The organism is Lysinibacillus sp. NPDC056959 (genome assembly GCF_042674095.1).
Lineage (GTDB): Bacteria > Bacillota > Bacilli > Bacillales_A > Planococcaceae > Lysinibacillus > Lysinibacillus zambalensis.
Window position 1 is genome coordinate 182,274 of record NZ_JBHURE010000002.1, and the last position, 20,690, is coordinate 202,963.

The window sequence follows — 20,690 nt, forward strand, 5'->3', positions numbered from 1 at the left end:
CCCTTATTTCCATGCATGCAGGAGGTGTAATTAACAATATAATGTTTAAAGATAAAGTTCTTCTCATTACTGGCGGCACCGGCTCTTTTGGGAATGCAGTATTAAAGAGGTTTTTAAATACCAACATTAAGGAAATACGCATCTTTTCAAGAGATGAGAAGAAACAAGATGATATGCGTAAACTCTATCAACATCCGAAAATCAAATTTTTTATAGGCGATGTCCGTGACATCCAAAGCATTCATAATGCGATGTATGATGTCGATTTTGTTTTCCATGCAGCCGCTCTTAAGCAGGTCCCCTCTTGCGAATTTTTTCCACTAGAAGCAGTCAAGACGAACATCCTAGGCACTGATAATGTTTTAACTGCGGCTATTCAAGCTGGTGTTAAAAAAATTATTTGCCTGTCTACAGATAAGGCTGCTTATCCAGTAAATGCAATGGGAATTTCGAAGGCTATGATGGAAAAAACGTTTATTGCTAAGTCTAGAATGGTTCATCCGGAGAAAACATTAATTTGCGGAACACGATACGGAAATGTCATGGCTTCAAGGGGCTCTGTTATTCCTTTATTTATCGAACAAATTAAAGCCGGCAAGCCTTTAACGATTACTGATCCTAAAATGACACGCTTTATGATGAGCCTTGATGAGGCAGTAGAATTAGTTTTATACGCCTTCTCACACGCTGACAACGGGGACATTATGGTGCAAAAATCACCAGCTGCTTATATTGAGGATTTAGCACAGGCATTACTAGAAATTTTTCAAGGTCATAATAAAATACAAACTATCGGAACACGACATGGCGAAAAGATTTACGAAGTGTTATTAACAAAGGAAGAAGCTGCAAAGGCCATTGATATGGGGAATTTTTATAGAATCCCTGCAGATAACCGTGATTTAAATTATGGAAAATATCTTGATGAGGGCTCTCCTAAAATTACGTTGACCGACGAATACAACTCTACTAATACGAAAATACTATCCGTCGCTGAAATAAAAGAAAAATTATTAAAGCTTCCTCTCATTCAAGAAGAATTACAAAATTGGATGGGAGGAAAACCTTGAAATTTTTAGTACTTGGAGCTACTGGAATGGCTGGTCACACAATTTCACTCTATTTGTACGCCCAAGGGCATGATGTAACAACCTATTCGCGATCCGCCTTTTCTTGCGGAAATAATATTACGGGAGATATTACAGATACAAATTTTTTAAAATCACTAATTTTAGATCACGACTATGATGTTGTGGTCAATTGTATCGGTGTATTAAATGACGCCTGTGAAACAGACCGCGAGAAAAGTGTATATCTCAATAGTTATTTGCCTCATGCCATAAAATCTTTATTAACAAACAATAACACTAAGCTTATTCATTTAAGTACAGATTGTGTATTCTCAGGAAAAGCCGCTCCCTATCATGAAAAAAGCCTTCGCGATGGGGAAACCTTTTACGATCGTACGAAGGGACTCGGAGAAATCGAAAGCACTCAACATCTAACGTTTCGTAATTCTATCATCGGTCCTGATCTGAAGGAGGATGGCATTGGCCTTTTTAATTGGTTTATGAAACAACATAATTCTATTCGCGGCTATACAGGTGCAATATGGACTGGAGTTACGACCCTAACACTAGCAAAAGCAATTGAACGTGCAACACTTGAAGGTACAACAGGCCTCTACCACCTCGTCAACAATAGCAGTATTTCAAAGTATGATCTCCTGCAATTATTCAATACGCATTTCAAGGAAAATAAAGGTACGATTCAGCCATATCCCCTCGTAAACATTGATAAAACACTAGTCAACACAAGGAAAGATTTTTCATTTACCGTACCGAGCTATGAAGAAATGATCCTTGAGATGAAAAACTGGATATGGCAGCATAAAGATTTGTATCCTCATTATTTTAAATGAGTTTGGAGGTTCAGTATGCTAAAGAGAAAGTTCGGAGACCGTTCGGAATGGTCACGAGTTATCGCAAGAAAGTATAATCAGTCATACCTTGACACTAGAGACTTCAAGGGTTTTATAACTTTATTAAAAACAGTCCTAGTTACTGAACCTTTATACGTGAATTATGGAGAGAAAAAACTATGTATTGTTGATAACGGCTATATATGGTTACAACAATTTCCCCTTAAAAAAAACCATTCTGTAACAACTATGTTTAATGCTAACGGAGAAATAATTCAATGGTATATCGATATATGCCATAAAAACGCAATAGAAAATAATGTTCCTTATATGGATGATCTATTTTTAGATCTTATTTTGTTACCATCAGGAGAGTTGATTGAAAAAGATGCTGATGAATTAGAAGAAGCTTATTTAAATGGCATCATTGATAAATCTCTGTATGATTTGGCTTGGAACGAGCTAAACAGCATCAAGGGAGATTTAAGCGAAGGTGAATTTAAGTTGGTTAACCTTGCTATACAACATAAAAATATTTTAATAAATGAATAAGGTTCATAAATCAAATTTTTCTAGAGTGACTAATCCTAAGCATACACGAACAAAATGCTTAAGTAAGTACAACATTCTGGAACGACCACATTTCAACATTCTACTAAGCTGACATCGATGATATCCCTCCCCTCAATTACAGTTGGAAGTCGGGGATTATGATGCATAAAAAAGACACCTGCTACGGTGTCTTTTGATCATGAAACTAGTATTTGATTTTAAGAGTATCCCCATCGACATAAACTGCCTCGGAACGGGAAATCGGCAGCTTTTGCTCTGCTGAGAAGCCGATCGTCTCTCCATCCCTTAAAGTGACATTCTCTTCTACAATATATCCGGAAATCGTAATCAAAAAATCACGCAGTTCGGCAGGAGTTGCTTGACTGTCCAGAATTTCAATTTCATCCTTGCCAAAGGCTTTTAACCCATAAGTATATCCATCTACCCCTTTTTCCGTTCCGACCAGGCCGAAATAAACAAGATTCAGTAAAGGAAACATGTCGTCATTCTTCATGACTTCAGCCATATCTTGAAAAAGTTCAGGCTGGAATACGGTGCCAGATGTATAGATCCCTATTGCGTTAGGAAGCTTTAAACAACTTGCCGCCAGCTTAGTGTATAGCCTGCCACTGTCCAGCGGGGAACCGGAGCGAGTAAATGCAGCTAGGATGATTTGAGCTACATGCGTTTGAGTAACCTCCACGGCTTCCTTCCACATGTAATTTCCCTGTGCATAATACTCAGCCTCACCATCTGGTACGGGTGCTTCGACAAAACTAACCGCTAACATGCAGTCGTCCACTTCAAAGACCAAGGTTCCTTCCTCTGTTTCTTCGTCGTTTTCCTCATCCTCTACTGACGAGCAGCTGATGTCCCAATCATTCAAAAGGTTTGCCTTTATCTGATCAATATCACATTCTGCAGAGTTAAGCAGAACGAAACCGTTAAAAATACCAGAACCATTACCTTGCGTTTCTGTCTCGTCCTCCATAGATTGAGCAGCTTCATATGCTGCAGCCTGCTGCATCCAGTATTCTCGGATTAATTCTACCATCTTTACAGCTTCTTGCTCTGCAGTCGCAGGGTCATAAGGTTGCATCTCACTGAATACATGGCCGCAATGCTCAGTGTCAGACGGATCCTCATAGCCTCCACATACGCCAAGGAGCCATTTTCCTAGCAATGATTTTTTATACTTGAATATATAGTAGTGCATATCATGTAAATCAAATTCAGCTGCAATTTCTATTTTCTTGGGTTCTTGCCCAAGTTCGTGTTCATCTGCTAGCCAGTCGATCATGGATTGCATTGCTGCTTGTTGTTGAACTGTCATCAATTTCTCTCCTTTATGAATGTATGATTCTACCATTATTATACCAGCTATTATGGAATAAAATAGTGAAGCAAGAATTATTCCTCTTATGGTAGATTACTCCTATTTCTATTAAAGGAAGTCGTACATCAAGTTTTGAGTGCTAGGATGAGGAGCAATAATCCCAACTTTTTGGTCATAATAAAATCACAATCCCCCATTCAATTGAATTGGAAGATAATTCCGCTACTATATTCACGTAATTTTCAGGGTAATAAAAAAGGGATTCTACGTCAGTGACCGAAGCCCCGACCGAATCCCTAATTTTTCGAAAACCCATTATTCAATGGTTTGCATTTGTAGAGTGAAATTTTGTAGATGTTCAGAACTAATACTATATGAAACAACCTTCTCCTTGTACTTCTTGACTACATCAACGTGATCGTCATAACTAAAAACAAAGAAATTAACATCTTTTTTGCCTCTTTTTACGTTCATGATAAATGGAGTAACATTAGTCTCTGGCTGTAAAAATAATTTTTCATTACCTGGAAATATATAATGTTTTTTCAAAAAGGAAGCTTTATTAAAATAGTCTGTAAATCTGTTTTTTTCTTCCTCATTTAAATTCTTTCCATTGAATGTTACCGTCACATCTTTTGAATCAAGTTTTTTATGAAGTTCAAATTTACTTACCCCCCATCCTACAGCTATACTGGGAGGGCTCATTATCAATTTAAGAATAGATCCAATCACTAGCGTAATAATCATACCTGTTGTCATATCATATCAACTCTTTCAATAATTTAAGCATTTTAGTAGCAATTACTATATTATTATCTTCATTGCACATTGTTTCATAAAGAATAATTAGTAATTAAACTATATCGATGTTTTAACATCTACCTCTCCATGATAAGGGATTTATATTTTTTATAACCATCCAATTTGATGCTTTTTTGACCATCCATTTAACCATCCAATTGTCTATATACTATTAAGGGCTTCTGCAAACCTTTTGATTCCTTCGTCGATTGAGTCTTCATCTTCCTTTGCGAAAGTAAAACGAACAAAACCATCTTTGGATCCCAGTGTAGAACCAGGAACATAAATGACGCCTCTTTTAATGGATTCTTCAAGCAATTGGGTTTCATTATAATTTTTAAGTATTTTACACCATATATGAATACCGCCTTGAGGAATAGAATATTCCACTAGATCTTTTAAATACGTATCAAGGCTTTTTATGATTTTATCTCTTCTTGTTTCTAATTCCTTCATTAAATTTTTTATATGAATATGAAAATTTTCTGATTCTAAAAAATCATTCGCTACCCATTGTGTATAGCTAGAATGACCGAAGTCGATTTGTTGTTTCGCATCGGATAACCTTTCAATCACTGATGTTGGGCCAATTATCCACCCTATTCTTAATCCTGAGGCAACAATTTTGGACAAAGAACTAATGTATAATACGTTGCCATTCCTATCCATTGATTTTAGGGTAGAGATTTTATTTCCTGAAAAAGCTGTTAAACTATAAGGATCATCTTCTACTACTGGAATTCCAAGCTTTGAGGATATGTCTAAAATCGCTTCTTTTTTCTTTTTATTCAATAAAGAGCCAGTTGGATTTTGAAAACATGGATTTAAAAAAACCATTTTTATTCGATGCTTTTTATATAATGACTTCAAATCTTCTGGGTTAATTCCATCCTTATCGACAGGTAGATAATATATTTGTATCCCTACCGATTTGAAAATTGGAAGATTATAATTGTAGGAAGGATCTTCTATTGCTATTGCATCTCCAGGCTTTAACAAACATTGCACAATTAAATGTAATGCTTGTTGCGCTCCTGATGTTATAAGTATTGAAGAAGGATTAGTGTCGATTCCCCGACTTTTTTTCACGTGTTTTGTAATGGTAGTTCTAAAGATTTCATTCCCCCGTGGATGATCGTACCCTAAGCTTCCAATAAAAGAACGTGTTGACGTTATCTCGCTTAAAAATCTTTTTGGGAAAAGTTCTTCTGACAATTCACCGGAAGCTAAATTTATTAATTTATGTTCAACAGCTTCCTTTCTTATTTTTTGCGTGACAGGTTGACTCGGTAAAAAAGAACCCGCCTCAATATACCTATTCCAACTAGGAATCCGCTTTTTTGTTATACCCCATATATCTTTACTAATGGTAGTACCGCTTCCTCTAGTCCTTTCAATTAGCCCCATCGATTCTAATTCGTCATATGCATGAACAACAGTACTTCTATTTAAATGTAAAGCACTCGCTAAATATCTCTCTGATGGCAATGGTTTATCAGGTGGAAATGTTCCATCTGCAATTCCCTTTTCAATATATTCTGCGAGTTGTTTATAGATCGCTTTTTTCGCTTTTCTATCAGGTTTCCAATCCATATATATACACCTCATTAGTTCCTTCAAACTTGCACTTTCTTCTTATAGTAGTGTTGCTCCTGATAAAAAATTATATAATAATATTATTTCAATTGTAATTAACCATCCACTTTATTGTTATTTTAGCCATCCACTAAAAAAATTAAAAGCTAGTGAAATTTTACTCATCGTAAAATTTCGCCAGCTTTTTAGATTTCAGAAATTGGTTTTGTCCTAACCTCTTGACCCTTACTTATGAAGGAAATATAGATGTCTTCAAACATTCCTTAAAGTATGCTCAAGCTTGTTTCCTTTATATCCGTGATTAGCATATGACCCGGTGCATGAGTAATGATAATAGAAGGTTTACTTTCCATTGCTACTGCCTGAGGGGTTACGCCACAAGCCCAAAATACGGGTATTTCGCCCGGCTTAATGGACACGGCATCACCGAAATCTGGTTTTGAAATATCCGTAATCCCTATTTGTTCTGGACTACCAATATGAATTGGTGCACCGTGTACATTTGGAAAGCGCGAAGTAATTTGAATTGCACGAATCGCATCCTCTGGTGTCATAGGGCGCATACTGACAACAGTTGGTCCTTCAAACACACCTGCTTTTTCACACGCGATATTTGTTTTATACATTGGCACATTACAGTTTTCTTGAATATGTCTTATTGGAATACCCGCTTCAAGAAGAGGTGTTTCAAATGTAAAGCTACACCCTATTAAAAAACCTACCATATCCTCTTCCCAATAATCTGTAATATCTAATACTTCTTCAGTTAAAATACCATCCCGATAAATACGATATTCCGGAATATCCTTGCGAATATCTGCATTTTTAGCAATTTTTGAAGGGTTAAATGATCCAGGTTCTGTCACGTCTAATAATGGGCATGGCTTTGGGTTTCGCTGACAAAATAGTAGAAAGTCAAAGGCATGCTCCTTCTTCAAAATCACTAAGTTTGCTTGTGTAAATCCAATCGACATGCCCGAAGTTGGTCCAGAAATTTCTTGATTGCGAATAAGTTTACGGATTTCATTCGGCTCTAAAGCACTATATGTTATCATCATCAATTCACTCCTTATAAAATAACCATCCATGAAAAGATGCACATGGATGGTTGGTTGGTTGTTAGATTAACTAAAAATTTTTGGGATTTCCTCAATTAATGTAATAATGCTGAGATATCCCATAAGTACAACTACAATTGCTCCAGTTACAGTTAACCAACGTGGATGCTTATATGTACCAACAACTTCTTTTTTGTGTGCAGCAACTAATATAATGCCAAGTGCTAATGGTAAAACCAGTGCATTTAATGCACCTACTAAAATTAACACATTAACAGGCCTTCCAACCAAAGTAAAAGTTGTTGTTGAAATGACGATAAATGCTATAATCACCCAATTATGATGTTTCTCAATGTTAGGGTGGAATGAACGAATAAATGAAACGGATGTATAAGCTGCACCTACAACAGAAGTAATCGCTGCAGCCCACATAATCATACCAAACATACGATATCCAATATTACCCGCAGCTAGTTGGAAAACAGATGCAGGTGGATTGGCAGGATCAATAACTAAACCTTTTGAAACAACACCAAGAACTGCTAAAAATAAAGCAACACGCATTACGCCAGTAATCAATATCCCTGTCACAGAGCTTTTTGTTACTTCTGGCAAGGATTCTTGTCCTTTGATGCCAGCGTCCAAAAGGCGGTGACCACCAGCAAAAGTAATATAACCACCAACTGATCCACCTACCAAAGTTACAATCGCAAACCAGCTAATTTCTTTAGGCCAAACGGTGTTCACAATCGCATCTCCAACAGGTGGTGAAGTTTTAAAAGCAACGAACAGCATGAGTAAAATCATAACACCGCCAGCAATTTGCGCAACCTTGTCCATTGCCTTCCCTGCTTCTTTATAGATAAATATAAAAATAGCAAAAAGTGCACTTACAATGGCACCCATAGCTGGATCTACGCCAAGCATTGCATTTAACCCTAATCCAGCTCCAGCAACGTTCCCAATATTGAATGCTAAACCACCTATAACAATCATAATTGCAAGGAGAACACCTAATCCTGGTAACACCTTATTGGCAATTTCTTGCCCTCGTAAACCGGAAACAGCAATGATTCGCCAAACGTTTACCTGTGCGACAATATCTAGAATTAATGAAATTAAAATTACAAATCCAAAGCTAGCCGCTAATTGCTGTGTAAATACTGTCGTTTGTGTTAAAAAACCTGGTCCGATAGATGAGGTAGCCATTAAAAAGGCAGCTCCTATTAACACACTTTTACTTGCTGTTTTCTTTACAAATTTACCTTTTTTCTCTTGCTCGATTCCAGCTTCACTAACTTCCGATTTTTTTGCTACCATTGGCTTACCCCTCCTTGATTGCACGTACTGATATTTGATGTTCTGCTAATCTTGAATGAATATATTCTGCAAATTCTACAGCATGTTCCCCATCCCCATGAATACAAATAGTATTTGCCTGTAATGGGACATCGATTTGCTGTTGTGACAGCACAATTCCCTCTTTCACCATTCTCACGACCTGATTCACAGCTTGTTCCTTATCGGTAATCAATGCATCAGGTTGTTTACGAGATGTTAAAGAACCATCCTTCTGATAGGTACGATCTGCAAACACTTCATGGGCTGTTTGAAGCCCTACTTTTTCTCCGGCTTTTGTTAATTCACTACCTGAGAGACCGAATAACACAAGTGAAGGTGAAATATCATAAATGGCTTGTGCGATTGCTTCAGCAATTGCCGGATCTTTAGCAGCCATATTATAAAGTGCACCATGTGGCTTAACATGCTGCATAGTTTCATTGTAAGTCGTTAGAAAACCTTGCAATGCTCCAACTTGATAAATAACCATATCATAGGCTTCCTGTGGTGTGATGTTCATCTCACGTCGTCCAAAGCCATTTAAATCCGGTAATCCTGGATGTGCCCCGATTTTCACACCATTAGCAATGGCTAGCTTAACTGTCTCTCGCATGACTGTTGGATCTCCAGCATGGAATCCACAAGCAATATTAGCAGAGGTTACATATTTTAAGATTTCTTCTTGCTCTCCAAGTCGATAACGACCAAAACTTTCCCCTAAATCACAGTTTAAATCAACTCGAAACATCTTCTTCCCCCATTTTCTTCCCACTAAAATAGTTACACTGAATACGTTTACAATTATTTTGTACCGATATTCGGAACTTAAGTTTTGAAATTTAAAAAAATCTTATCATATTTTATTATTACTGAAAAGTGTAAATTTAAAATTTTGAGAAATAATTTTTTTTTTGAAATTTTCATTTAAATTAAACTTGTTTTCGTTTATTGTTTAAATATACTATTAATAATCCGTTATTTAAAACTTACATACCGAATTACGAAACTTCAGGAGATGGTTTTTATGATGAATTTAAAAGAGAATGTACAGATTAGACATTTGAGTGATTCTGCACTAGTCATTCATGTAGGGGAAGGAATCAGTGAGGCAATTCACAACAAAGTTAAAAATATATTGAACTTATTAGAAAGAAATCCATTTGAAGGATTCATCGAGGTTGTGCCTGCCTATAATAATGTGACAGTTTATTACAATCCGATTGAAGTATACTTTTCAAATATAGGAAAAAAAGGCGAAATGCCTTACGAAAAGGTGAAAGCAACAATTCTTTCTTTAATGAATCAATCTCACATAGTTGAAACAACGAAGGAACGTGTCGTAAAAATCCCTGTAGTATATGGTGATGAAATGGGACCAGATTTAGAATTTGTAGCCTCTTATCATGGTTTAACACCTAATGAAGTTATTAACATTCATTCTTCTGTAGAATATCTTGTTTACATGATAGGCTTTGCTCCAGGTTTTCCGTTTATGGGAGGAATGGACAAACAAATAGCAACACCTCGTAAAGAAACTCCACGGTTATCGATTTCTCCGGGATCTGTTGGAATTGCGGGAAATCAAACAGGTATTTACCCATTAGAAACTCCAGGGGGATGGCAAATCATCGGACGAACACCTTCTCGTTTGTTTCTACCTGAACAATCTCCTCCAACCTTATTACAACCTGGTGATCGAATTCAGTTTGTACCCATTTCGTTGGAAGAATATAAGAGCGAATGGGAGATGAAAACATGGGCATAAAAGTATTACAGCCAGGAATGCTGGCAACCATTCAAGACCTAGGAAGATATGGGCTACAAAAGTTTGGTGTTATTGTCGGAGGAGCAATGGATTCAAATTCCTTACGAATTGCGAATTTACTTGTTGGAAATTCGGAAGGAGAAGGCGCTCTTGAAGTGACACTTTATGGAACATCCCTTTTATTTGAAACAGATGAACTGATCGCAATTACAGGTGGTAATTTGCAACCTACAATAGACGGCAAAGAAGCACCCATGTGGCGACCACTTTTAATTCAAAAAGGATCTGTTTTAAAATTTAATACTGCGATTAGTGGTTGCAGAGCCTACGTATCGTTTAGTGGCGGAATTCAAGTGCCCGAAGTGATGAACAGTAAAAGTACCTACATACGTGCTGGAATTGGAGGATTTCAAGGAAGAAAATTGCTGAAGAATGATGTCTTTGAATTAGATAGACGATCAGAGTTAGGAGAGGATCTTTTTGAACAATTAAAAAAAGAACCAACATACCTTCCTTGGTCAGCTGATTACACATCCTTTGTTACATTTAAAAAAACGCAAACAATCCGCTTTATAAGAGGCTCTGAATATGAGCATTTCGATGAGGAGAGTTTAAAAAAATTCCTTTCAACACCTTACACCATCACAACGCACGCAGATCGAATGGGCTATCGATTAGAAGGAGAAGCTATTCAATTAAAAGAGCCATTTGAATTATTATCCGAAGGGGTTACATTTGGAACGATTCAAGTGCCCTCCAATGGGCGACCTATTATTTTAATGGCAGATCGTCAAACAACTGGTGGATATCCTAAAATAGCTCAAGTGATTGCTGCCGATTTGCCATCACTAGCGCAAATGCAAGCAAATGGTAGAGTCTATTTTAAAGAGGTCACTCTGGAAGAAGCTCAATTGGCATTAATTCATCAAGAAAAAAAACGAAATGAATTAGCATTTGGGCTCCGTTTCAAAAGGGTATAGCATATTTAGATAATAATATTTTCTTAAAAAACAGCAACTCCAACACAAAATGGGTAATCTCAAATAACTTTTGAGACTACCCATTTTTTAAAGCTGTTCATACCCCAATTGTTTAGAAATTTGTGCGGTAGCCTTCTTAAGTTTATAGATGAAGATTTCAACGTTGTCCCCTTGATAATTGGTTTCTAGTCCCGCAATACTCATTGCCGCAACGACTTCTCCTTTATGATCGTAAATCGGTGCTGCAACAGCAGATGTATAATTTTCTAATTCTGAATGGCTGATTGTATAACCAAGTTCTCTAGCCTGCACAATCGTTTCAAAAAGCCTTTCCTTTTCCGTAATCGTCCCCATTGCAAATGATTTAAGTTCTACCGATTCAAGATATTCCTTTATATCTGCATCCGGTAAAAAGGATAATACAGCACGAGGGCATGCTCCTGCGTAAAGAGGACTTTTTCTACCAATTGCTGTGTAGAGTCGAACTTTTTGCTTCGTATCTATTTTCTCGATATAAACAGCATCGTCACCATCACGAACGATTAAATTAATCGCTTCTTTTACATCATTATGTAACTCATTCATAATTGGTTCCGCAATTTTTCGCACATCTAGGCGCATTGATACTAGATGTCCAAATTTAAGGAAGAGAATACCTAACCTATATTTTGCATCAGTTCCCTTTTCTAAAAATTCCATTTCCTCAAAAGATTTCAACATGCGAAAGGCTGAGGTTTTAGGGATTCCCGATAACTCAATTACTTCTTGAAATGTCAGTTCAGTATGATCGATAAATAAATTTAATATATCCATAGAACGGATAACCGTTTTATTATTATTTGTCAATTTAAGTTTTCTCCCCCTTCTTTACTAGATTTAATCTAATCATAATTTTTCTTTTCTTAAATTATAATTATACCTAATATCTTACTGTTTTTATATACCCTGGCTCTTCACCAAAACGTGTGATTGATTTCCGTTCCGGCTGGACGCTTTCCTGGGGGCGTCCGATGAGCCGCTTCGCTTCGCTGCAGGGTCTCATCTGTGACGCTAATCCCCAAGGAGTCGCCCTGCCTGCACTCCAATCAACTTATATACAAGGTATACGTTTAACATATGTCATCCACAACTTTTGGAGATAAGCCTATACCCTGTAAATCAGGTTAGTAAAGGAATAAAAAACAGGAGCAAAGAATGGTTGCTTTGCTTCCATGCACTTTACCCCTACTTATTATTCTTATTTACACTCTGACGTTTTTCCTTAAATAAAGTCACTCCAATCAAACCAACGATGGAGAAAATAACTGGCGTGATAAAACCATAGTAATAGCCATCCAATAGATTTCCTGAAGTTGATTGAAAATGATCCAATATATATCCAAAAATGATGGGTAGCAAAACAGCACTTAGAAAGCCGCCCGTATTCGCAATCCCTGAAACAATTCCTGATTCCTCCAGTTTAAAAGATTGACGTACAGCTGCAAAAGTTAATGCACTTGCCCCATATCCAAAACCAATGATAAAGAAAATAATAATTAGAAAGAAAAAGGAAGGATGCCCATTGCATAAAAGGAAAGAAAACCACCCTAAAAAAACAATGATATGAACGACAATATACGGTTTTTTAATTGTTTCTAACCGACTTGAAATCCAACTAGCTAGAGGTGCCCCAATAAGTGCCCCGATAAGACCGATCATAATCAGTTGGCTGGCATCTGAACGAGTCATATCATACATATTCATCCCATATGGTACTGCCCACGAACTGATAAACCCTACATAACCGCCGACTACCCCAAAATGGCAACAGAATAGAGCCCATGCTTGCGGATTTGAAAATATTCTTCGTAGTAAAACGGATGTTTTTTCACGTTGCACTTCTGCTGTATCTACTTCTTGCTCATCCCCATAAATTTGTTTTGTTTTTTTCACAAGTACAAAATAAAGGAGAAGGCCACACAAACATAATAGTAGTCCTACTGAGAAAAATGTTACCCTCCAACCAAATAAAAGTATCCACGTGGAGTAAGGTACTGTCGCCAATAAGAAACCAAGACTTCCTGTCATGCCCGCCAGGCCAATTAATCGAACAAATTCCTTTGGTTGAAACCATTGGGCCAAAATTAGTACCATGTTAACCCATATGGTCGCATCCCCTACCCCAGTTAGTATTCTGGCAAAAAAAAGGACGAATTCATGTGTACCCATACTGTAAATAATGGTCCCTAAACCCGTAAGAGTAGCACCAATAATTAGAAAAAAATTCGGCCCAAATCGATCAGCTAAAATCCCCATCGGAATTTGCAAACTCGTGTAGACAAAAAATTGTATACTCGTCAATAACCCAATCGTTGATGCTGTTACATTAAAATCATTCATCAATTGGTCTGTAATCAGTCCTGGGGCGGTTCGTTGACTAGCCATTAACAAATAAGTAAATAATACGGAAACAAATACAACCCATCTATATCTGCTATTTTGTTTGTCCAATGATTTCTACCCCTATTAGCTTTTACTCTATATATATGAATTATAGGTAACGTTAAAAACCTGTTATTCAAAGTAGTTTTATGATTTGAATTTGGTTGAAAATACTCTTTGTAAATGTAGTATACTAGAATTAAACGTCTGATTATTCAGTCATTAAAACAACGTAGCAATTTAGTTTTAAAAAAATGTTTTAGCCTGTTCAACTATTGAGCAAAATAAGTAGTTTAAACCTCTACAAATATAAAAAGGTGCACGCTAAATAGAGCTGGAGGGGAATATCGTGAAAAAACAACGTACAAGCAAAGTATTAATTTTATTAGAGTTGATTTTTTATGCAGTATTACCTTATGTTATATGGAATTTTTGTAGAGAGCCTTTAGGTGATTATACAGCAATGCTGATTTCAACTATTCCTGGAATTGCCTATACCATTTACCGCTTTATTTTAGATAAGCAATTTAACATTACGGGCTTATTAATCTTAAGCTCACTAGCTCTAGGTACGACGGTTAATTTGCTATCAGGTTCAGCAGAGCAAATGATTTGGAATGGTGTATATCTAAGTCTCTTTTATACATTTCTTTATATTGTTACGCTAATAATTAAGCGTCCTCTTTCTTTATATTTTGCTGTTGATTTTGTATATTTGCAAGGTTATGCACGAATGGACAGCAAAGCATTATTTTTTCAAAAAGGAATCTTTATATGGTTTCAATTTATTCAGGTAATTTTTATCATCAGAGGACTTTTTATGGCAGGGTTAACAGTATACCTACTCCAAAAATACGGAATTGATGGTTATGGCGGCATGTTGATATATAAGCAAATCGCAGGGTGGGCTTTCTCGATTTTCCTTATAGGCATGTTCTTTTATATAAATGTCCCAGTACGAAACTTTTTTGCTAAGCAACAAAATCAAGTACAAGACAACAATAATCTGGCTCTCCAACAATCAAACGCAACTGTGGAATAAGATTCATTTTCTTCTCCTAACAAGGATAGTTTAATAAGGATTGGACTTGTGCTTATAAAAAAATCTCTTACACAAGTCCTTTTGTTTTGCTCCCTCAATCTCTCCCGTAGCTCCATCCTATCTAAACTTCCATTAAGTTTTTTAAAGCTTAATTGAATTAGTGATTCTTTTATTATTTTGTAACGGTACATAGTCTTCGTCAAAACAAATATACCAGTAGCCAGAGTCATCCTGATTACATATAGCATTTCTCACACTAATCAATCCTTGTGGAGTAAAGCTATACGCATAAACTCGTTCTAAATCCAAACCACTATCATAAAATCGATAGACCATTAGACAATTAGACTGTTGAATCATATTTTTTTGAAGAATTAAGTCGTTTAAATAATCAATTCTGTCTGCTGATTCTATGTACTGTATCCCAATGACATTATGGGGAATATAGCTTTCTTCTGTATCAGAAAAGAGTTTTTCAATCGTCTCTACATCTTTATTAAATATAAATTCTCTTTCTAAATGTAATGCAAGGTATAAAAAGTTTTCTTCATCTATTCTGGCATCCCACTTCCACCATGATAAGTCCATTGGTCGGGAACGTGCCTTTGATTTATCAAACTTTGAATCTTCTATAAATGCATCAAAACCCAACATTTCTCCCAAATTAGCAAAATAATCAATTTCACGATTTGTAAACATTGAACGATTATGTAATTTAGATAAATTCAATTTCCTGTAATTCCGAACATAGCCTTCAAAAAATTGCATAAGGTTAAAGTAATACTTTTCCATAGCTGTCTCCTTCTCTGTAAAAAGCTCTTAGTAACGTAATTTCCAAATTAATCTACTACTATTTTATCACCGCATGTTATTATTTGGTATATAGATACCAACAATATGAACACTTGCAAATCAGAACAACTCGGAGGAAAAATTTTGCCAAATACTAATTGGACACAACTTAAACCCCAACAATTGGGGAGATATGCAGAATATTATACAAAAATGGAGTTTGCCTCACATGGATGCGATGTTTATACTTCGGAAGTGGATGACCACGGAATAGATTTTGTAGTGAAAGATAAGAATAACCGTTTCTGTGAGATACAAGTGAAATCTCTAAGAGGTACAGGCTACGTGTTTATGCAAAAAAGCAAGTTTGATATAACAAATAAAAATCTTTATCTTGCTTTACTGATATTTGAAGTTGGAAAACTACCAGATATTTTTCTTATTCCATCTCAAGCATGGGAAGTACCGAATGAAATATTTGTTGATAGAAATTATGACAAACCTGGACAAAAAAGCATTCCAGAGTACGGAGTAAACATATCTAAAAGAAACTACTCAATACTCGAAATTTTTAAATTTGAAGATTCAATTCAAGATTTTTTATAAAAAGTACATATGAATTTAAACTTTGTATAATTATTACAACCATAATAAAAATAACCCCATATCTTACTTTGCATTAGTAATCATTTTTAAATTATTTTTCATATGCTTAAAAATCGCCTCATTCTCAAACTTAAACAGGTTAAAATCAACGATAGGTGGTTCACCTCAGGCATAAGGGGCGAACAAGTTGCTTGAACACGAAGCCTCTATTAAACATGTCTAAATAAGTGTAGGCATCCATATACAGTCCTTTATTTTTCAACCTTATTTAATATCTCATTAATTTTCTTATTTACTTCTTCTTTTTGACCATTATTCCCAGATTCTAAGACAGATCCAGCTTTTTCATATGACCTGATAGCAAGTTTATAATCTTCAATTGACTCATAAATCTCCCCTACATCGTAATATAGATCTGAAAGCCATAACTCATCTTGGAATCTGACATTTTTTATAAGTTCCTCATATTTTTTTAGTGCTTTATTAATGTCTCCCCGCACAAAATAGCCGTGTGCCTCAAATCTCAAAATATCCTTCTCTAAATACTCAAATGACTCAGTATCATTTTTGAACTCTTCCCCTACTTTACTCACCTTAAGGGCTGCCTTACGATAATCTGATAATTTTTTGACTCTTTCTTTGGTAAATAAAAAATTATCTTTTTTACCTTCCAAGATTATAGTACCCTTATAATCGATCATTGAATCAATTTCATATTCTATGTAAGCTGAATAAATCGTTAATAGCATCTGAACATCCTTAGGAATATAAGTTTTTTTATATTTAAAACCTTCATAATAAAGCCTAAGAATTTCATCCAGATATTCACTTCCAGTATAAATATCCCTTACTTTAGTGTACCAATCTTCATTCCCTACGCAATAGCTATATTCTGTTCTACAGTATTCTCTTAAATCTTTAATTTTCTTTTTAATATCTTTCTTGTTCCTTTCTTCAGTTTCATACAGTAATTCTTTCTCTAATACTCGTATTTCAGAAATATATTTATATTTATCTGACATCTAAACACTCCTTTAATTTATTTTATCGCATCTATTTTTTAGATAGCTGATTTCTCTCCTTACAACCCAATTCAACACTAAATTGTATAGCTTGCCTTTGCTCTATGTTTGTTATGTATTGAGCATCTAAAAACCCTCTCCCTTTCTATTATAAATTATTACATATAATTCAAATATAAATAATAATTCATTTTGTTAAATTTAGAATTTCAGGGGAATTGTATATAGTCATTGGTTGTATTTTCAAGCATAAAAAATAACGATTTTTTACGGTTTAGATGAATATTCTCATTTAAACGGATGACAAAATTCTGTTTCATTATTACATATCGAACTACTTTATCAACCGTTATATTTTAGGGACGACCCGCGACTAAAATATAACGGTTGTCCTCTAGTTCAACACCGACAGGACCATTGTGCTTCAGACCTACAGTTTCAATCGGCTTTGTGCTTGCACAAAAAACTCCTTTCCGATTCCGTGACATCCGCCGGAGACTTTAACTTCTTTCAGCGATTGTTTGGTCACCCACTGAAAAGTAGCTTAACTCCGTATTCACTAACAAACATTAGAAGGAGACTTTCGCTGGAAGAAGTTAAGCTAACCATTTGAATAGCAATTTGAGCTCCTAGTGAAAATCCGACTACTATGACACGCTTATTTTTGGCTTTTTCTTCTATTAAACTTATCTTCAATTGAAAAATCAGAGGTATTACTAGCCTCGTTATCTATTAATTCTGGTACAACGCAATGATGTTCGGAAAAGTATTGGACTTGTTTATCCCACATCCACCCTCCAACACCATCCCCATGAATCAACAATATGAGTGGCTTCTGTAGATCACCATACTCCTTATATTGCATTACCACACCTTTTTTCTTTGTTCTTGTATTTCTCGGGAAATAAACAGATTATTCTTACATATTTTGAATCATCACCTAAAGCAATGGATAATTTTATTAAATTACATGCCATAATTATAAGTTGATTGGAGTGGAGACTGGGCGACTCCTTGGGGATTAGCGTCACAGATGAGACCCTGCAGCGAAGCGAAGCGGCTCATCGGACGCCCCCAGGAAAGCGCCCAGTCGGAACGGAAATCAACCACACACTATGGTTACGGGCTATATTTTTATACATTATATTTATTTTACCAATTTATAGTGTTTTTAGTGTCATATTTATAGTTTCTGTTGCATATATAATACTTGAAACACATTTAGCATTTTTGTTGAAACATTGTAGCTCTTGGGATTGAGGAAGAAAGAAAAAAATAATAAACATGGAGGTAATAAAGATGGATCAAAACAAGACGAACGAAACAAAAGAATTAGTAAAAGCCATTACCCCTTCCAGTTTAGGAGAATTTCCCCTCGCACCAATTAGTGGCTTATATGCATGGAGTGAACAGCAAATCAGTGAGGAACTTCGCATCGATGTAGATGGATACTACCCACAAATGGTAGCAAGCGGGACTATTATTTCAGACATGTCTTCTACTATTCATTGGATTGCCAAGTTAACAGCTAATGGACCAAATAATTGGACAGGCAATATTCGAAATAAATACTTAGACGACATACAATCATTTCCTTATACAAATGTAAAAATACAAGTAACACGCGGTTCAATCCCTGAACAGCATACTGCAGAAGTCGCATTTCTAATTGGAGGGGAGACAGACAGAACTAGCACGTTCAAGTTTCAATCTCCCCACTTCCACACTGTGGAATTTGAATTTGATGCTGAAGAAGGTACAACGCCATTCATAACATATCAAACACACGCGCATCCAGACAAGCCAGCATCTTTGCCGGATGAAACTTTGTCAATTTCTGAAGTTTTCAAACGCACTGGGTTTGATGTGAAAATATCAGACGGTAATAATATCGTTTCCAAAGATTATACAAGGAAAGATAAAAAGTGGAACACTCAAGAGATGCATGATGCCATGCAAGTATATTGGTCACACTTTGAAAATAAGCCCCAATGGTCCATGTGGACATTCTTTGCCAATTCGGAAGCTGAAGAAGGCCATGGTCTGGGCGGCATTATGTTTGATAGTATAGGTCCGAATCATCGTCAAGGGACAGCCATTTTTAATAATTCATTTATTTCAGATTCACCAAAAGGTGACCCCTCTCCTGAAGCTTATGTACAGCGCAATCGTTTTTGGTGTGCTTGCCATGAGATGGGACATGCTTTTAATCTTCTGCACTCTTGGCAAAAACATCTAGGTCATCCTTGGGAACCTTTAGAGCGCCCCCTTATCCCTGAACCAAAGGCTCTAAGCTTTATGAATTATCCTTACAATTTTGATAGTAAAACTAATGGTAAGGAGTTCTTTAAAAACTTTGAGTATCGTTTTAGTGATCAAGAGCTTTTGTTTTTGCGTCACGCTCCTGAGCGCTTCGTACAAATGGGTAATGCTGATTGGGCTGTAGATCATGGTTTTGAACAACCGATCGTTTCTATTCACCCTTCTTTTAATCTTGAATTGAGGGTTAACCGTAAAACGTCTATATTCCAATGGTTAGAACCTGCAGTTATTGAAATCAAATTAACAAATACTTCGAATCAACCTCAGTCAATCAATAAACATATATTGTCCGATTTATACGGAATGACTGTAATGGTTAAAAAAGATGGAAAACAAGGACGTCGATTACTACCTCATGTTCAATATTTATGGAACAAAGAGAATAAGGTAATAATGCCTGGTGAATCACTGTACGAAACTATTTTCGCGTCCGTAGGGAAAAATGGCTGGTTAATTGATGACCCAGGATTTTATAACATTCAAGTAGCTATGCAAATAAACGGCCATAACATCGTATCAAATAACTTAAGACTTCGGGTTTTACCACCTACAGGATACGATCAGGAATTCCTTGCTCAAGACTATTTCTCTGAAGAAGTCGGCCGTGTTCTTGCATTCGATGGCAGTCGTTATCTTGACAAAGGAAACGATATCCTTCGTGAGATAACTGAAAAACTTCCTGACCATGCTGTTGCTCTTCACGCTCATATCGCCCTTGCTAAACCATTGGCGTTCGATTATCAATTCCTTGACTTCACAGGAGACTCAAATACAAAAGGTAAAATCAAACTAATACCTGCCCAACCAGATGAGGCACGTAAACAGTTTACTTCTGCGTTAACAGAGCACAAACAGGTTGCTGCTAAGACACTTTCCAATATAGATTATCATGATTATATGGGAACATTCAGTGAATTTCTAAGTAATCAAGAAGAAAACAAGGAAGCCGCACAGGTACAAAATGTCCTATATCAAACGCTAGCTGAACGGAATGTGCTAGATAGTGTATTACAAAAAATCAAAGATCGCCGTGAAAACTATGAACAAAAGGAAAATGAAATTTCTACGAACATATAATATTTCCACTTAAATAAGCCGCTTTCAATCTAAATACAAATAGAAAACCGTCATTTCG

19 protein-coding genes are annotated in these 20,690 nt (G+C 36.0%); 8 read left to right on the forward strand and 11 right to left on the reverse strand.

Annotated elements, in window-relative coordinates:
* Positions 1-41: 41 nt before the first annotated feature.
* The 3 genes from ACFTQ7_RS02950 to ACFTQ7_RS02960 are packed head-to-tail and all read left to right on the forward strand — an operon-like array spanning position 42 to position 2,473.
* Entirely contained in the window at positions 42-1,070 is a 1,029-nt protein-coding gene (locus ACFTQ7_RS02950) for a polysaccharide biosynthesis protein (RefSeq protein WP_386827189.1), read from the forward strand.
* Positions 1,067-1,921 carry an SDR family oxidoreductase gene (locus ACFTQ7_RS02955; protein WP_386827191.1) on the forward strand — a complete coding sequence of 285 codons (855 nt, stop codon included), beginning with the start codon at positions 1,067-1,069 and terminating at the stop codon, positions 1,919-1,921. The genes ACFTQ7_RS02950 and ACFTQ7_RS02955 overlap by 4 nt, the downstream gene beginning before the upstream one ends.
* Before the next feature lie 15 nt (positions 1,922-1,936).
* Positions 1,937-2,473, forward strand: a complete 537-nt coding sequence (locus ACFTQ7_RS02960; RefSeq protein ID WP_386827193.1) for a ribonuclease FAU-1 family protein — start codon at positions 1,937-1,939, stop codon at positions 2,471-2,473.
* A 205-nt stretch (positions 2,474-2,678) separates the two neighbouring features.
* Here the strand turns inward: ACFTQ7_RS02960 and ACFTQ7_RS02965 are convergent, their stop codons facing one another.
* From ACFTQ7_RS02965 to ACFTQ7_RS02990, 6 genes are all read right to left on the reverse strand, one after another.
* A complete protein-coding gene (locus tag ACFTQ7_RS02965; protein ID WP_386827195.1) occupies positions 2,679-3,806 on the reverse strand; it encodes a DUF4261 domain-containing protein in 1,128 nt (375 codons plus the stop codon).
* A 318-nt stretch (positions 3,807-4,124) separates the two neighbouring features.
* Complete coding sequence (locus ACFTQ7_RS02970) at positions 4,125-4,568, reverse strand: YfmQ family protein (protein WP_386827196.1); 444 nt, start codon at positions 4,566-4,568, stop codon at positions 4,125-4,127.
* Positions 4,569-4,772: 204 nt separating this feature from the next.
* Positions 4,773-6,203, reverse strand: coding sequence for a MocR-like pyridoxine biosynthesis transcription factor PdxR (gene pdxR / locus ACFTQ7_RS02975; protein ID WP_386827197.1), 1,431 nt, complete (start codon positions 6,201-6,203; stop codon positions 4,773-4,775).
* Between the two features lie 266 nt (positions 6,204-6,469).
* Positions 6,470-7,261, reverse strand: coding sequence for a putative hydro-lyase (locus tag ACFTQ7_RS02980; protein WP_386827474.1), 792 nt, complete (start codon positions 7,259-7,261; stop codon positions 6,470-6,472).
* 69 nt (positions 7,262-7,330) lie between these two features.
* Complete coding sequence (locus ACFTQ7_RS02985; protein ID WP_386827475.1) at positions 7,331-8,548, reverse strand: NRAMP family divalent metal transporter; 1,218 nt, start codon at positions 8,546-8,548, stop codon at positions 7,331-7,333.
* A gap of 40 nt (positions 8,549-8,588) precedes the next feature.
* Positions 8,589-9,353, reverse strand: a complete 765-nt coding sequence (locus tag ACFTQ7_RS02990) for a LamB/YcsF family protein (protein ID WP_386827198.1) — start codon at positions 9,351-9,353, stop codon at positions 8,589-8,591.
* 276 nt (positions 9,354-9,629) lie between these two features.
* Between ACFTQ7_RS02990 and pxpB the strand changes: the two genes are divergently transcribed.
* Positions 9,630-10,370, forward strand: coding sequence for a 5-oxoprolinase subunit PxpB (gene pxpB, locus ACFTQ7_RS02995; RefSeq protein WP_386827200.1), 741 nt, complete (start codon positions 9,630-9,632; stop codon positions 10,368-10,370).
* Positions 10,361-11,350, forward strand: coding sequence for a 5-oxoprolinase subunit C family protein (locus ACFTQ7_RS03000; RefSeq protein WP_386827201.1), 990 nt, complete (start codon positions 10,361-10,363; stop codon positions 11,348-11,350). Before pxpB ends, ACFTQ7_RS03000 begins: the two co-directional genes overlap by 10 nt.
* An 87-nt stretch (positions 11,351-11,437) precedes the next feature.
* Here ACFTQ7_RS03000 and ACFTQ7_RS03005 read toward each other — a convergent pair whose 3' ends face one another.
* Positions 11,438-12,196 carry an IclR family transcriptional regulator gene (locus ACFTQ7_RS03005; protein ID WP_386827202.1) on the reverse strand — a complete coding sequence of 253 codons (759 nt, stop codon included), beginning with the start codon at positions 12,194-12,196 and terminating at the stop codon, positions 11,438-11,440.
* Between the two features lie 378 nt (positions 12,197-12,574).
* Positions 12,575-13,840, reverse strand: coding sequence for an MFS transporter (locus ACFTQ7_RS03010; RefSeq protein WP_386827203.1), 1,266 nt, complete (start codon positions 13,838-13,840; stop codon positions 12,575-12,577).
* A 280-nt stretch (positions 13,841-14,120) separates the two neighbouring features.
* On the opposite strand from ACFTQ7_RS03010, the gene ACFTQ7_RS03015 reads away from it, so the two are divergent.
* A complete protein-coding gene (locus tag ACFTQ7_RS03015) occupies positions 14,121-14,813 on the forward strand; it encodes a VC0807 family protein (protein ID WP_386827205.1) in 693 nt (230 codons plus the stop codon).
* Positions 14,814-14,954: 141 nt separating this feature from the next.
* On the opposite strand, the gene ACFTQ7_RS03020 is transcribed toward ACFTQ7_RS03015, so the two are convergent.
* A complete protein-coding gene (locus tag ACFTQ7_RS03020; protein WP_386827206.1) occupies positions 14,955-15,605 on the reverse strand; it encodes a hypothetical protein in 651 nt (216 codons plus the stop codon).
* Positions 15,606-15,749: 144 nt separating this feature from the next.
* Here ACFTQ7_RS03020 and ACFTQ7_RS03025 point away from each other — a divergent pair, with 144 nt between their 5' ends.
* Complete coding sequence (locus ACFTQ7_RS03025) at positions 15,750-16,211, forward strand: DUF4365 domain-containing protein (RefSeq protein ID WP_386827208.1); 462 nt, start codon at positions 15,750-15,752, stop codon at positions 16,209-16,211.
* A gap of 251 nt (positions 16,212-16,462) precedes the next feature.
* Here ACFTQ7_RS03025 and ACFTQ7_RS03030 read toward each other — a convergent pair whose 3' ends face one another.
* Together ACFTQ7_RS03030 and ACFTQ7_RS03035 are read right to left on the reverse strand one after the other, a co-directional pair.
* Positions 16,463-17,233, reverse strand: a complete 771-nt coding sequence (locus ACFTQ7_RS03030) for a hypothetical protein (RefSeq protein ID WP_386827209.1) — start codon at positions 17,231-17,233, stop codon at positions 16,463-16,465.
* A 658-nt stretch (positions 17,234-17,891) separates the two neighbouring features.
* Entirely contained in the window at positions 17,892-18,023 is a 132-nt protein-coding gene (locus tag ACFTQ7_RS03035) for a hypothetical protein (RefSeq protein ID WP_386827210.1), read from the reverse strand.
* A 509-nt stretch (positions 18,024-18,532) separates the two neighbouring features.
* Between ACFTQ7_RS03035 and ACFTQ7_RS03040 the strand changes: the two genes are divergently transcribed.
* A complete protein-coding gene (locus ACFTQ7_RS03040) occupies positions 18,533-20,632 on the forward strand; it encodes a hypothetical protein (protein ID WP_386827212.1) in 2,100 nt (699 codons plus the stop codon).
* The last annotated feature ends 58 nt before the right edge of the window (positions 20,633-20,690 follow it).